This is a genomic window from Methylobacterium sp. WL69 (assembly GCF_008039485.1).
Taxonomy (GTDB): Bacteria; Pseudomonadota; Alphaproteobacteria; order Rhizobiales; family Beijerinckiaceae; genus Methylobacterium.
This window is the reverse complement of the sequence record NZ_VRUZ01000016.1, coordinates 24,970-37,040: the sequence shown is the minus strand read 5'-3', so window position 1 is coordinate 37,040 and position 12,071 is coordinate 24,970. Positions and strand designations below refer to the sequence as shown.

14 protein-coding genes are annotated in these 12,071 nt (G+C 71.5%); 8 read left to right on the top strand and 6 right to left on the bottom strand.

What is annotated here, in order from left to right; translation table 11 throughout:
• Nucleotides 1–7: 7 nt before the first annotated feature.
• Complete coding sequence (hemA, locus tag FV218_RS07275; RefSeq protein ID WP_147709235.1) at nt 8–1,333, bottom strand: 5-aminolevulinate synthase; 1,326 nt, start codon at nt 1,331–1,333, stop codon at nt 8–10.
• 332 nt (nt 1,334–1,665) lie between these two features.
• Between hemA and FV218_RS07270 the strand changes: the two genes are divergently transcribed.
• Both FV218_RS07270 and murA read left to right on the top strand, forming a co-directional pair.
• Nucleotides 1,666–1,866, top strand: coding sequence for a hypothetical protein (locus FV218_RS07270; protein ID WP_147709234.1), 201 nt, complete (start codon nt 1,666–1,668; stop codon nt 1,864–1,866).
• A gap of 134 nt (nt 1,867–2,000) precedes the next feature.
• The gene (gene murA, locus FV218_RS07265; protein ID WP_147709233.1) at nt 2,001–3,290 is read left to right on the top strand and encodes a UDP-N-acetylglucosamine 1-carboxyvinyltransferase; all 1,290 of its coding nucleotides are present in this window, start codon (nt 2,001–2,003) and stop codon (nt 3,288–3,290) included.
• Nucleotides 3,291–3,335: 45 nt separating this feature from the next.
• Here the strand turns inward: murA and FV218_RS07260 are convergent, their stop codons facing one another.
• Nucleotides 3,336–3,638 carry a hypothetical protein gene (locus tag FV218_RS07260; RefSeq protein WP_056091463.1) on the bottom strand — a complete coding sequence of 101 codons (303 nt, stop codon included), beginning with the start codon at nt 3,636–3,638 and terminating at the stop codon, nt 3,336–3,338.
• Nucleotides 3,639–3,995: 357 nt separating this feature from the next.
• Here FV218_RS07260 and FV218_RS07255 point away from each other — a divergent pair, with 357 nt between their 5' ends.
• From FV218_RS07255 to FV218_RS07240, 4 genes are read left to right on the top strand one after another with little or no spacing between them, the layout of a single operon-like run.
• Entirely contained in the window at nt 3,996–4,463 is a 468-nt protein-coding gene (locus tag FV218_RS07255; protein ID WP_056090098.1) for a DUF2948 family protein, read from the top strand.
• A complete protein-coding gene (gene hisD, locus FV218_RS07250) occupies nt 4,460–5,755 on the top strand; it encodes a histidinol dehydrogenase (protein ID WP_147709232.1) in 1,296 nt (431 codons plus the stop codon). Before FV218_RS07255 ends, hisD begins: the two co-directional genes overlap by 4 nt.
• Nucleotides 5,756–5,762: 7 nt before the next feature.
• Nucleotides 5,763–6,260 (top strand): UPF0262 family protein, encoded by a 498-nt coding sequence (locus FV218_RS07245; RefSeq protein ID WP_056091465.1) that lies wholly within the window; start codon nt 5,763–5,765, stop codon nt 6,258–6,260.
• Nucleotides 6,261–6,309: 49 nt separating this feature from the next.
• Nucleotides 6,310–6,771 (top strand): low molecular weight phosphatase family protein, encoded by a 462-nt coding sequence (locus FV218_RS07240; protein WP_056090102.1) that lies wholly within the window; start codon nt 6,310–6,312, stop codon nt 6,769–6,771.
• Here FV218_RS07240 and FV218_RS07235 read toward each other — a convergent pair.
• Nucleotides 6,749–7,615 (bottom strand): NlpC/P60 family protein, encoded by an 867-nt coding sequence (locus tag FV218_RS07235; protein WP_147709250.1) that lies wholly within the window; start codon nt 7,613–7,615, stop codon nt 6,749–6,751. The two genes, FV218_RS07240 and FV218_RS07235, sit on opposite strands and share 23 nt — an antisense overlap.
• Before the next feature lie 222 nt (nt 7,616–7,837).
• Here FV218_RS07235 and FV218_RS07230 point away from each other — a divergent pair, with 222 nt between their 5' ends.
• Entirely contained in the window at nt 7,838–8,188 is a 351-nt protein-coding gene (locus FV218_RS07230) for a hypothetical protein (RefSeq protein WP_056090106.1), read from the top strand.
• A 57-nt stretch (nt 8,189–8,245) separates the two neighbouring features.
• On the opposite strand, the gene FV218_RS07225 is transcribed toward FV218_RS07230, so the two are convergent.
• The 3 genes from FV218_RS07225 to FV218_RS07215 form a co-directional block, all read right to left on the bottom strand.
• Nucleotides 8,246–8,929, bottom strand: coding sequence for an SDR family oxidoreductase (locus FV218_RS07225; RefSeq protein ID WP_147709231.1), 684 nt, complete (start codon nt 8,927–8,929; stop codon nt 8,246–8,248).
• 133 nt (nt 8,930–9,062) lie between these two features.
• Nucleotides 9,063–9,773: an MgtC/SapB family protein gene (locus FV218_RS07220; RefSeq protein WP_056090111.1), complete on the bottom strand. Its 711-nt coding sequence runs from the start codon at nt 9,771–9,773 to the stop codon at nt 9,063–9,065.
• 45 nt (nt 9,774–9,818) lie between these two features.
• The gene (locus tag FV218_RS07215) at nt 9,819–10,718 is read right to left on the bottom strand and encodes an alpha/beta hydrolase (protein WP_147709230.1); all 900 of its coding nucleotides are present in this window, start codon (nt 10,716–10,718) and stop codon (nt 9,819–9,821) included.
• A 345-nt stretch (nt 10,719–11,063) separates the two neighbouring features.
• Between FV218_RS07215 and FV218_RS07210 the strand changes: the two genes are divergently transcribed.
• Nucleotides 11,064–12,068, top strand: coding sequence for an AAA family ATPase (locus FV218_RS07210; RefSeq protein WP_056090116.1), 1,005 nt, complete (start codon nt 11,064–11,066; stop codon nt 12,066–12,068).
• The last annotated feature ends 3 nt before the right edge of the window (nt 12,069–12,071 follow it).

Here is a 12,071-nt window from a genome sequence, read left to right as displayed (position 1 = left end):
GAAAGCCCTACTCGGCGGCTTCCACGAACACGGTGCCGGCGCGGGGCAGGTCGAGGGTGTCCCAGGTTTCCATGAGCGCCGCCGTCAGCTTGGCGATCTTGGCGTCGTCGTGGAACGGCGAGGGCGTGATGCGCAGGCGCTCGGTGCCGCGCGGCACCGTCGGGTAGTTGATCGGCTGGATGTAGATGGAGTGGTGTTCCAGCAGGTGGTCGGCCGCCGCCTTGCACAGCTCGGCATCGCCCACCATCACGGGCACGATGTGGGTCTGGGTGTGCAGCACCGGCAGGCCGGCGGCTTCGAGCGCCATCTTGGTGCGGTTGGCCTGACGCTGGTGCGCCTCGCGCTCGACGTTCGAGCGCTTGAGATAGCGCACGGAGGCGCGGGCGGCGGCCGCGATGGCCGGCGGCAGGGCGGTGGTGAAGATGAAGCCCGGCGCGTGGCTGCGCACGGCGTCGCACAGGACGGTGGAGCCGGTGATGTAGCCGCCGACGCAGCCGTAGCCCTTGGCCAGCGTCCCCTCGATGACGTCGACCCGGTGCATCACGCCGTCGCGCTCGGAGATGCCGCCGCCGCGCGGCCCGTAGAGGCCGACGGCGTGGACCTCATCGAGGTAGGTCATGGCGCCGTAACGGTCGGCGAGGTCGCAGATGGCCGCGATGTCGGACACGTCGCCGTCCATGGAATAGACGGACTCGAAGGCGATCAGCTTCGGGCGGTCGCCCGCCGCGATCAGAAGCTCTTCGAGATGCGCGAGATCGTTGTGGCGGAAGATGCGCTTCTCGCAGCCCGAGTGACGCACGCCCTCGATCATCGAGTTGTGGTTGAACGCGTCCGAGAGGATGAGGCAGTTCGGCAGCAGCTTGGCGATGGTCGAGATGCCGGCCTGGTTCGAGACGTAGCCCGAGGTGAAGACGAGGCCGGCTTCCTTGCCGTGCAGATCGGCGAGTTCGCGCTCCAGATCCACCAGGGGTGAATTGTTGCCGGCGATGTTGCGGGTGCCGCCGGCGCCCACGCCGCAGCGCGCCGCCGTCTGCGTCATGGCGTTCACCACGTCGGGATGCTGGCCCATGCCGAGGTAGTCGTTCGAGCACCAGACGGTGATTTCGGACGTCCCGCCATCGGGCTTGCGCCAGTTCGCCGTCGGGAATCGTCCGGCGATGCGCTCGATATCGGCGAAGACGCGGTAGCGGCGCTCGGTGTGCAGGCGGTCGAGGGCCGTGCGGAAATGGGCGTCGTAATCGGCCCGGCCCTGGCCCGGACGGGTCTCGGTGGTCTTCCGGGTCTTGCGGGTCTCGGTGATCTCGCTCGTCGCGGGCATCCGGTTCACGGGCATCCGTCCTTCACGCTTGGGCTGATTGGCCGGCGGTGGGATCGCGGCCTCTGGCGGGATCGTTTCCGCGCGGACCCTTATGCCAGACGGGGTCTTCGCGTTTGGTTTCGGCAAGGTGTCGCTGTCCCCGATCCGGAGACATCGAACGCCGCGCGTCGTGGCTGGCTCCTCCAGCGCGGTCGGCACGATACAGGCGAACTTGGAATTGGTTCAAGTCGACAACCGCAGCCCTGGTCTGCAGCTTGACGGTGCGGGTTGGGCCGGTGGACGGTGGGGATGGACAGCCGGCCCGTCGCCGTGGTGACGATGCGTCGCGTGAAGCCGACCCGAGAGCCATGACCGAGCAGACGGACAAGCGGACCGAGCGCCTGAAGGCGGCCCTGCGGGAGAACCTGCGACGGCGCAAGCTGCAGGTGCGCGGCCGCTCCGAGGCGCCGGAGGAGGTTCTGGAAGAGGTCCGGCCAGGGGCGCAAGGGACACGCGCAGGGGGCCGGGACGGTGATCCGGCGGAGCCGCCCGAGGACGATCCGGCCTGAGCGGGACCGCATCCCTTTTCCGACAAAACTGACGTATACGCCGGCTCAACGACACCGAAGGCGGGCCGCGGGCTCTCCACGAGACCGGTCCGACGTCCGCGGGACGCGGGACCCGAGCGCAAGGTTTGACGACAATGGACCGCATCACCATCATCGGCGGCAGGCCGCTCAACGGCGTGATCCCGATCTCGGGCGCCAAGAACGCGGCCCTGCCCCTGATGATCGCCAGCCTGATGACCGGCGAGACCCTGGAACTCGGCAACGTCCCGCGGCTCGCCGACATCAACGCCCTCCTGCGCATCCTCGGCAATCACGGCGTCGACCACATGGTGGTGGGCAAGCGCCCGGGCCAGACCACGGAAACCGGCCAGACCATCCGGCTGACCGCCTCCAACGTCATCGACACCACGGCGCCCTACGAGCTCGTCTCGACCATGCGGGCGAGCTTCTGGGTCATCGCGCCCCTGCTGGCGCGCTTCGGCGAGGCCCGGGTCTCGATGCCGGGCGGCTGCGCCATCGGCACCCGCCCCGTGGATCTCCTGCTGATGGCGCTGGAGCGCCTCGGCGCCACCGTCGAGGTCGATGGCGGCTACGTCATCGCCCGCGCCAAGAACGGACTTCGCGGCGGCGAGATCCACTTCCCCAAGGTCACCGTCGGCGGCACCCACGTGGCGCTGATGGCGGCCGCACTCGCCAACGGCTCCACCCTCATCGAGAACGCGGCCCGCGAGCCAGAGGTGGTGGATCTGGCCGCCTGCCTCACCAAGATGGGCGCACGGATCGAGGGCGCCGGCACGCCGCGCATCGCCATCGAGGGCGTCTCGCGCCTGCACGGCGCGCGGCACGACGTGCTGCCCGACCGGATCGAGACCGGCACCTACGCCATGGCGGTGGCGATGACCGGCGGCGACGTCACCCTGGAGAACACCCGGGCCGACCTGCTGCATTCGGCCCTCGACGTGCTCTCGACCACGGGCGCCGAGATCACGGTGGGCACCGACACCATCCGCATCCGCCGCAACGGCGGCGGCATCGCGGCCGTCGATGTCACCACGGACCCGTTCCCGGGCTTCCCCACGGATCTGCAGGCCCAGTTCATGGCGCTGATGACCCTCGCCAAGGGCCAGTCGCACATCCGCGAGACGATCTTCGAGAACCGCTTCATGCACGTGCAGGAATTGGCGCGGCTCGGCGCCAGGATCCGGCTCGAGGGCGATCTCGCCATCGTCGAGGGCGTCGAGCGCCTCAAGGGCGCCCCCGTGATGGCGACGGATCTGCGCGCCTCGGTGTCGCTGGTCATCGCCGGCCTGGCCGCCGAGGGCGAGACCAGCATCAACCGGGTCTATCACCTCGACCGCGGCTTCGAGGCCCTGGAGGCCAAGCTCGCCCGCTGCGGCGCCGAGATCACCCGCGTCCGCTCGTAGAGATCGGGCATCGGCGCCGGCCCGTGTGGGCCGACGCCGGGAGCGTCAGCCGCCGACGGCGCCGCGCTTGAAGCCGAAGCCGGGGATGTCGCAGCCGCACGGCGCGTTGTAGGGGGCCGGACGGGTGACGCAGTTGCCGCGCGCGGTGACGCAGACGCTGCCGCCGCGTCCGCCCCGGCCGCGACGCTCGTAGCGATCGTCGTCGTAGCGATCCCGGCGGCGCTCGTAGCGGTCCTCGTCGTAGCGGCGCTCGAAGCGCCGGGGGCCGTCGTCGTAATACTGGGCCTTGGCCTCGAAGGCGCCGAGGCCGGTGCCGAGGGTCGCGGCCGTCGCGATCGCCAGGAGAATGCGCTTCACCGAACTGTCCTTTCCGTCATCCCGGCCCGCTGCCCGATCCGGCGCGCTCGCGGTCGGATCCAGGGCGTGAGCTCCGAGGGTCTGGGCACGAGACCTAGACCGATGCGGATGAACGGGGCCTGAGACCCGTCGTTCCCTGACGCGAGGCCCGTCCGTCCGCGCAAAAAGCCGACGGGTGCCGGGGCGCTCCGCAGGCGCTTGGTTGCGTTGAGCCGCGGGCGCTTGGTTGCGTTGGGCCGCGGGCGCATGGTTGCCGTGGGCCGACGGTCTCGCTACCTACGGGTCCGACGGTTGCCAGATCCGGGACCGGCCCGGCCCAACCCCACCCAAGAGCGCGACACCCCCGCCATGGAGCTTCTCAAGCTCGCCGCCCTCGATGCCGACGACCTCGCCGTCGTCTCGGCCCACCTGCAGGACGCGATCCTGCGGGCCGAGGATCTGGCCTACCTCACCGACACCCACCGCTTCGTGCTGGTGGCGCGGCGGTTCGACTGGTCGGCGGAAGACGGCGAGGCGCCGCGCCGGCGCCTGACGGGCGTGCATTTCGAGCGGGTCCTCGGCGTGCGCAGCCGCGGCCTCGTGCCGGGCGCGCCCTCCGAGACGCCCCTCGAACTTCTGGCCGTCACCTTCACGCCGGGCGAGGCCCCATCCGGCACCGCCACCCTGGTGTTCGCCGGCAACGCCGCGATCCAGCTCGATCTCGAATGCATCGAGGTGCGGATGAAGGATCTCGGGCCCGTCTGGGAGGTCGATGGCCGCCCCGATCACGAGGCCGCCGCCGCCGGGCGCGCCGCCGTCGAGGGACGCAACCCATGATCCGCCTCGACTCCCGCGCCGCCGATTTCGCGGACAGCTTCGCCCGCCTGCTCACCGTCAAGCGCGAGATCTCGGAGGATGTCGACGAGACCGTGCGCGGCATCATCGCCGGCGTGGTCGCGGGCGGCGACACCGCCCTCGTCGACTACACCCGCCGCTTCGACCGGGTCGGCGAGGCCTTCACCGCCGCGTCCCTGCGGGTGACGGCCGACGAGATCCGGGCGGCCATCGCCGCCTGCCCGGCCGACGCCCTGGAGGCCCTGCGCTTCGCCGCGACGCGCATCCGGGCCTTCCACGAGGGCCAGGTGCCGGGCGACCACATGGGCACGGATGCCCTCGGGGTCACCAGCGGCTGGCGCTGGACCGGCCTCGAATCCGTCGGCCTCTACGTGCCCGGCGGTACGGCGAGCTATCCCTCGTCCGTCCTGATGAACGCGATCCCGGCCCGCGTCGCCGGGGTGCCGCGCGTGGTCATGGTGGTGCCGATGCCGGAGGGGGCGATGAACCCCCTGGTGCTCGCCGCCGCCGACCTCGCCGGCGTCCACGAGGTCTACCGCGTCGGCGGCGCCCAGGCCGTGGCGGCGCTCGCCTACGGCACCGAGACCATCGCGCCCGTCGCGAAGATCGTCGGGCCCGGCAACGCCTGGGTCGCGGCGGCCAAGCGCCGGGTGTTCGGGCAGGTCGGAATCGACATGATCGCCGGCCCGTCCGAGGTGCTGATCCTCGCCGACGCCCACGCCAATCCGGACTGGGTCGCGGCCGACCTCCTGGCCCAGGCCGAGCACGATGTCGCCGCTCAATCGATCCTCGTCACCGATTCGTCCGACCTCGCCGACGCCGTCGAGGCGGCGGTGGAACGGGCGCTGACGACCCTGCCCCGGCAGGAGATCGCGCGGGCGAGCTGGCGCGATTACGGCGCCGTCGTCGTGGTGCGGGACTTCGACGAGGCGGTGCCCCTCGTCGACCGCCTCGCCCCCGAGCACCTCGAGATCGAGACGGCGGACGCCGAGGCGCTGGCCGCCAAGGTGCGCAACGCCGGGGCGATCTTCCTCGGCTCGCACACGCCGGAAGCCATCGGCGACTATGTCGGCGGCCCCAACCACGTCCTGCCCACCGCCCGCTCGGCGCGGTTCTCGTCGGGGCTCGGCGTCCTCGACTTCATGAAGCGCACGACGATCCTGCGCTGCACCCCCGAGGGCCTGCGGGCGCTCGGACCCTCGGCCATTGCGCTGGGACGGTCGGAGGGCCTCGAAGGCCACGCCCGCTCGGTGGCCATCCGCCTGAACCTGTGAGGCGATGATGCCCGGCGCGGCCAGATCCACGGAGCCGAAATCTCCCAACCGCCTCGTGGCGGTGACCCTCGACGAGGATTCCATCGGCCGGGGCAACCCCGACCAGGAGCACGAGCGCGCCATCGCGATCTTCGACATCCTCGAAGAGAACAGCTTCGCGATCCCCGGCCGCGAGGGGCCGTTCGCCCTCACCCTCGGACTCGTGGAGAGCAAGCTCGCCTTCGCCATCCGCACCGAGTCCGGCGATCCGGTGATGACGCACCTCCTGTCGCTGACCCCGTTCCGCCGGGTGATCCGCGACTACGAGATGATCTGCGAGAGCTACTACAATGCCATCAAGACGGCCTCGCCGACCCAGATCGAGGCCATCGACATGGGCCGGCGCGGCCTGCACAACGAGGCTTCCGACCTTCTGAAACAGCGTCTCGAAGGCAAGGTCGATCTCGACCACCAGACGGCCCGGCGCCTCTTCACCCTGGTCTTCGCCTTGCACTGGAAGGCCTGAGCGACGTTCCCTGGAGCATTGCGCCTGAGAGCCCGGAGGCAGTGACCGGATGGCGGACGAGGCCGGCCCGAAGAAGAAGCGCGTCCAATCGGCCCTGTTCATGTGCAACTTCAACGCCGTGCGCTCGCTGGCGGCGGAGGCCATCGCGCGGCATTATTTCGGCAAATCGATCTACGTGCAGTCGGCCGGCGTCCGCTCGGGCGAGCCCGCCGACCCGTTCATGGTGGCGGCGCTCGATGAGATCGGCATCGATGCGTCGCGCCACAAGCCGCGGACGCTCGCCGAACTCGAGGAGTGGGAAGGCCTGAACTTCGACCTCATCGTCACCCTGGCGCCGGAGGCCCACCACGCCGCCCTGGAGCTCACCCGCACCAACGCCGTCGAGGTGGAATACTGGCCGACGCCCGACCCCACCAATTTTCACGAGGGGTCGCGCGACCAGCGCCTCGACGGCTACCGCGACGTGCGCGACGGCCTGATCTACCGGATCAAGACGCGGCTGAAGGGGTGAGGCGCCTGATGGCCGTCACCGGCCCGTAGCTCTTCTCCCGGATGCGGGCGACGGCCTCGGCCAGGGGCTCCACCGCCACCGCCATGTGGAAGCCGTTGGCGTGGATGAGCCGGACCGCGTCGAGCATGAGCCCGACATGGCCGCGCCAGAACACGAGGTCGCCGCGCCGCAAGCCGTCGAGGCCGGGCGGCCGCTTTTCCCCGAGGGACCGCTCCTGCTGGTCGGCATCGCGCGGTGCCGCGATCCCCGCGGCGGCGAGGCAGAGCTGGACGAGGCCCGAGCAGTCGAGGCCGAGGCTGGTGCGTCCGCCCCAGAGGTAGGGCGTGCCGACGAGGCGCTCGGCGGTGCCGGCGAAATCGGGCTCCGTCCGGCCAAGCGCGGCGCCATGGCCGGCGAAGACATGGTCGCCCGTGGCGAGGCGAAGGTACTCGCCCGCCTGCCCCACCACCGCCACGCGGGCGCCGAGGGTCAGGTAGCCGGTGGCGGGCAGCTTCAGGTCGGGGCCGGGATACAGGAAGGTCCGGAGCGCCGTGATCCGGTGGGTCGGCGCCGGATCGACCGGCCCCAGGGCCGCCTCCGCCAGGTAGCCGACATAGCCGTCGTGACCGAGGCGGACCCAGGCGAAGCCTTCTTCCGCCTCGTAGAGTGTCACCGCATCGCCCATCACCGCCTCGGTGTCCACGGCGGCATCGAACCGGGGCGCCCGCCGCAGGGGCGACGACGGCACCACCACCCGGCGCGCTTCTCCCGCCACGTAGCGGTCCGCCGCGATCCGGCCGCGCAGGCGGATGTCGGCGAGATCGGCGCGCGCGGGCGTGAGGCGCGGATCGGTGGTGTCGGTCAGGGCGTCGAGCATGGTCGGATTATCCGCTGTCCCGTCGCGGGCGGCAACGGCCTGGGACCGTGCCGCATTGCTGCCGGATCGGCCAAGCGGCTCGACGCTTGCTTGCCGTCCCGCGTGCCCTGCTCGGGGGGCGGCCCGCGTTCCTCAGCACTGTGCGCGGCGCAACCGCCCGACGCGATTTTGTGCGCTGCACATATCGCTCGATCGGCGTATGATCGTGGAATGCCAAGCGCGAGTCCCGTCGTGAAGAAGATCCCGAAATCCTTCAAGGACCTGCCGCCCATCCGTGTGCGCCGGGAGCCGCCGACGATTCCGGAGGCCGTGGCCGCCGCGCAGGACCTCGCCGACGAGGTCGAGCATCAGGTCGAGATCGCCGCCGGTCTCATCGGCCTGACCGCCGACGAGATCCGTCCGCACGTCCTGGCCGCCGCCAAGGCCAAGCCCGAGCGCGTCCCCGAGCACATCCTGACCGCCGGCAGCCCGAACCGGGCGCCGCGCACGGTCATCGTCGAGCGCCGCACCCGTCCGCCCGTCATCGTGGAACGGCGCGGCCGGCCGCCCCTGAGCCGGTAGGACCCGACCGCCCCGGTGATCCGGGGCGATCGCATGGTCGCTACCGGTCGAGCGCCCTTACCAGTCGAGCGTCTTGCCGGTGTAGTCGAGATAGACGCAGCCGGTCCGGCCGAGACGGCCTTCGATCACGTCGGTCAGGCCGGTGACGCTGGTGGCGACGTCGATGTCCGCGTCGGCCCCGCCCATCTCCGTGCGCACCCAGCCCGGATGCAGCAGCACCACGCCGAAACCGGCGTCGCGGTGGCGGATCTCGAAGCTGCGCGCGAGGGTGTTGAGCGCCGCCTTGCTGGCGCGATAATTCTCCCAGCCGCCCGCTTCGTTGAGGCCGACGCTGCCGAGCACCGAACTCATGAACGCGACGAGCCCCTTCGGCGCGAGCCGGTCCAAAAAGGTCTCGGCGAAGCGGATCGGGCTCACCGCGTTGGTGAGGTAGACCTGGGCGGCGACGTCGCGCGGCACCGCGTGGAGCGGATCGTGCGCCTGCGTCGCGACTCCGGCGACCACGAAGATCAGATCGTAGCGCTCACCCGACAGGGTTTCGCGGAGGGCGGCGACGGCGCCGTCGTCGTCGATATCGGCGGTCTCGACGCGAAGCGCCTCGGACTTCAGGGCCGCGAGCCCCGGCGAGGCCGAGCGCTGGGTGGCGGTGACCCGCCAGCCCCGCTGCAGGAAGGTCTCGACGAGGCCGAGACCGAGGCCGCGCGAGGCCCCGACGATGAGCGCGTTCTTCCGGTCTGCCATGGTGTTCGATCCTCTCGATCTGGGATCGTCGCCGGCCCGAAGCCGGAGCGTGCGAACCCGCTGCCTCACAGGTCGGGCGCGGATCATCCCGCGGCAATGTGGCCCCGTGCGTTCGAGGTGTGCGGGCGCACCCTCAATCGGCGGTCTGCACCGACCACGTGGCGTGGGTGACGAAGGGCATGCGCGCCAGGGAAGCCGTCACCGCATCGAGCTCGGCCGAAGTCACCGCCGTGGCGACGAGGGTCGCCACCACCTCGACGGTGTCCTCGCCGCGCTCCACCACCTCGATCCCGCCCACCGGATAGTCCGCCGCCTCCAGGCGCTCGACGAGGAGGTCGCGGGCGGGGCCGACGGACTCCGCCTGCACCGTCACCTGCACCTCGTAGGTCGCCTCCGTCTGGCTCTCGTCGATGGGCGCGCGGTTGATGGCGTTGACCAGGGGCCGCAGCAGGGTGTTGCCGGCGAGCACGGCCGCCGTGACGAAGGCGGCCTCCAGGGGGAAGTCGGCACCGGCGAAGGCGCCCACGGCCGCCGAGCACCACAGGGTCGCGGCGGTGTTGAGGCCGCGCACGTTCATGCCCTCCTTCATGATCACGCCGGCCCCGAGGAAGCCGACGCCGGAGATCACGTAGGCGACCGTGCGGGTGCCGCCGGCCGCCCCCTCGAGGCGCATGCCGAGGTCGACGAAGGCGGCCGCCCCCACGGCCACGAGGACGTTGGTGCGCAGGCCCGCCGTGCGCTGCCGATACTGGCGCTCGGCCCCGATCAGGGTGCCGAGGCCGAAGGCGACGACGAGGCTGACGGCGGAGTTGACGAATTCGGGAAGGGGCGATGGCAGGAGCATCCCGTCTCATCGCCATCCCGCGTGACGGAACCGTGACAGGTCCGCCTAGGCTGCCAGGAAGGCGCGCAGGGCCTGGAGCGTCCCTTCGGGGTTCTCCTCGGCCGGGAAATGCCCCGAGACGAGGTCGACGGCCGTCGCATTCGGCGCGAAGGTGCGCCGCCAGGCGGTGAGCGGCGTCTCGGCGCTACGGTCGAGGTAGCCGTCGCCGGCCAGGATCAGGGTCGGGCAGGTGATCGTGCGCTGGGCGGCGAGGTCGGCGAGATCCGCCTCGCGGTCGCGGGTCGCCCCGGCGCGGTAATCCTCGCACATGGCATGGATGCGCTCGGGCACGGTCCAGCCCTGCCGGTAGAGGGCGAGGGCGGCGGGCGCGAAGGCGTCGAGCGACTTGGCATTGCTCCAGTCGCGCAGCAGACCCTCGAAGTATCCGTCGGGATCGCGTCCGATCTCGTTCTCCGGCGCGGGCGCCGGACGGGCGAGGTCCTTCCAATGTGCGGACCCGCTCGAGGCTTCGATGCGCTCCCACTGCACCAGGGTCGGCAGGATATCGAGGAGCGCCAGGCGCGCGACGCGGCCGGGCTCGTCGAGCGCCAAGCGGTAGCCGACGCGCGCGCCGCGATCGTGCCCCACGACCGCGAAATGCACGTGGCCGAGATGCTCCATCACGGCGACGACGTCCCGCGCGAGGGTTCGCTTGGCGTAGGCCCCGTGCGCCGCATCGCCCCCGGGGGCCGCCGACCAGCCGTAGCCCTTGAGATCGAGGCAGATCACCCGGTGCGTCTCGGCGAGGGCCGGGGCGATCCGGTGCCAGCAGGCGTGGGTCTGGGGAAAGCCGTGAAGCAACAGGACCGGCGGCGCGTCCTCCGGGCCGCCGATCCGGGCGAAGAAGCGCCCGGCCGGGATGTCGATCCAGGGGGCGGAGAAACCGGGGAAGAGGTCCGTGGTCACGGGGCGCGGGCTCCGGCGATGGGTGCCGAACTATAGGGCCGCCCGCGCGCGCCGACCACGCGTCGCCGGGCCATTTGCCGGATTGCAGGTACGCGCCCATCGGGCCGCCGGGCCAATTGCCCGATCGCAGGCATGCGGCCATCGGGCCGCCGGGCCAATTGCCCGGTCGCGGGCATGCGGCCATCGGGCCGCCCGCGTGGGATTGACGCTGGTCGCCCGCATCGGCACACCCGAAGCATGTGGATCGCTTAAGAATCCGCACCCAAAAAACGTCGAGGAGACGCGCATGGTACGGATCACCGTCCTTGCTACGAAGGCCGTTTTCGCCAGCGCCGAGCCGCGCGCATGAGCGGCGCCGTGCTCGCCGAGCGTCCGGCCGCGTCCCCCGTCGATCCCGCCCTGCACGCGCGGGTCCTGGCCCTGCGCGACGGCCTGCTGCACGGGCTCATCGGCGCCGACGCCATGGTGGAGCGCCTGCTCATCGGCCTGCTCACGGGCGGCCACCTCCTCATCGAGGGGGCCCCGGGCCTGGCCAAGACCCGCGCCGTCAAGCGCCTGTCGGACGGCCTCGACGGCAGCTTCGCCCGCATCCAGTGCACGCCCGACCTCATGCCCGCCGATCTCACCGGCACCACCGTCTGGCGCCAGGATGCCGGCGACTTCGAGTTCCTGCCCGGCCCCCTGTTCCACTCCCTCGTCCTCGTCGACGAGGTCAACCGCGCCCCGCCCAAGGTCCAGTCGGCCCTGCTGGAGGCCATGGCGGAGGGGCAGATCACCGTCTCGGGCCACACCCACGGCCTGCCCGATCCGTTCATGGTGGTGGCGACCCAGAACCCCATCGAGCACGCCGGCACCTTCCCCCTGCCGGAGGCCCAGCTCGATCGCTTCCTGCTCCACGTGGTGGTGGAGATGCCCGACGAGGCCGCCGAGCGCCGCATCCTCGACCTCGTCGAGGGCGAGCTGAACCACCACGCCGAGGCGATGCCGGTGAAGCTCTCGGTGGCCGAGATCCGGGCCGCGCGGGAGGCGGCGCTCGGCGTCCATGTCGCGCCGGCCCTCAAGGACTACCTCGTGCGCCTGGTGGCCGGCACCCGCACCGATTCGGCCGCACCCGATCTCCGCGCCGCCATCGAGCATCCGGCCTCGCCGCGCGGAACCCTCGCTCTGATGCTCGCCGGCAAGGCGCGGGCGTACCTTCGCGGGCGCGATCACGTCATCCCCGAGGATATCGCCGCGCTCGCCGCCGACGCCCTGGCCCACCGCATCGGCCTCACCTGGCGGGCCGCCGCCGAGGGCAAGACCGCGCGCGGCATCATCCGCGACCTCGTCCAGAGGGTGCGGGCGCTCTGACCG

What these genes read in the sequence shown, in the direction of transcription:
- hemA (WP_147709235.1), bottom strand. Translation starts at nt 1,333, where the DNA reads ATGCCCGTGAACCGGATGCCCGCGACGAGCGAGATCACCGAGACCCGC.
- FV218_RS07270 (WP_147709234.1), top strand. Translation starts at nt 1,666, where the DNA reads ATGACCGAGCAGACGGACAAGCGGACCGAGCGCCTGAAGGCGGCCCTG.
- murA (WP_147709233.1), top strand. Translation starts at nt 2,001, where the DNA reads ATGGACCGCATCACCATCATCGGCGGCAGGCCGCTCAACGGCGTGATC.
- FV218_RS07255 (WP_056090098.1), top strand. Translation starts at nt 3,996, where the DNA reads ATGGAGCTTCTCAAGCTCGCCGCCCTCGATGCCGACGACCTCGCCGTC.
- hisD (WP_147709232.1), top strand. Translation starts at nt 4,460, where the DNA reads ATGATCCGCCTCGACTCCCGCGCCGCCGATTTCGCGGACAGCTTCGCC.
- FV218_RS07245 (WP_056091465.1), top strand. Translation starts at nt 5,763, where the DNA reads ATGCCCGGCGCGGCCAGATCCACGGAGCCGAAATCTCCCAACCGCCTC.
- FV218_RS07240 (WP_056090102.1), top strand. Translation starts at nt 6,310, where the DNA reads ATGGCGGACGAGGCCGGCCCGAAGAAGAAGCGCGTCCAATCGGCCCTG.
- FV218_RS07230 (WP_056090106.1), top strand. Translation starts at nt 7,838, where the DNA reads ATGCCAAGCGCGAGTCCCGTCGTGAAGAAGATCCCGAAATCCTTCAAG.
- FV218_RS07225 (WP_147709231.1), bottom strand. Translation starts at nt 8,929, where the DNA reads ATGGCAGACCGGAAGAACGCGCTCATCGTCGGGGCCTCGCGCGGCCTC.
- FV218_RS07220 (WP_056090111.1), bottom strand. Translation starts at nt 9,773, where the DNA reads ATGCTCCTGCCATCGCCCCTTCCCGAATTCGTCAACTCCGCCGTCAGC.
- FV218_RS07210 (WP_056090116.1), top strand. Translation starts at nt 11,064, where the DNA reads ATGAGCGGCGCCGTGCTCGCCGAGCGTCCGGCCGCGTCCCCCGTCGAT.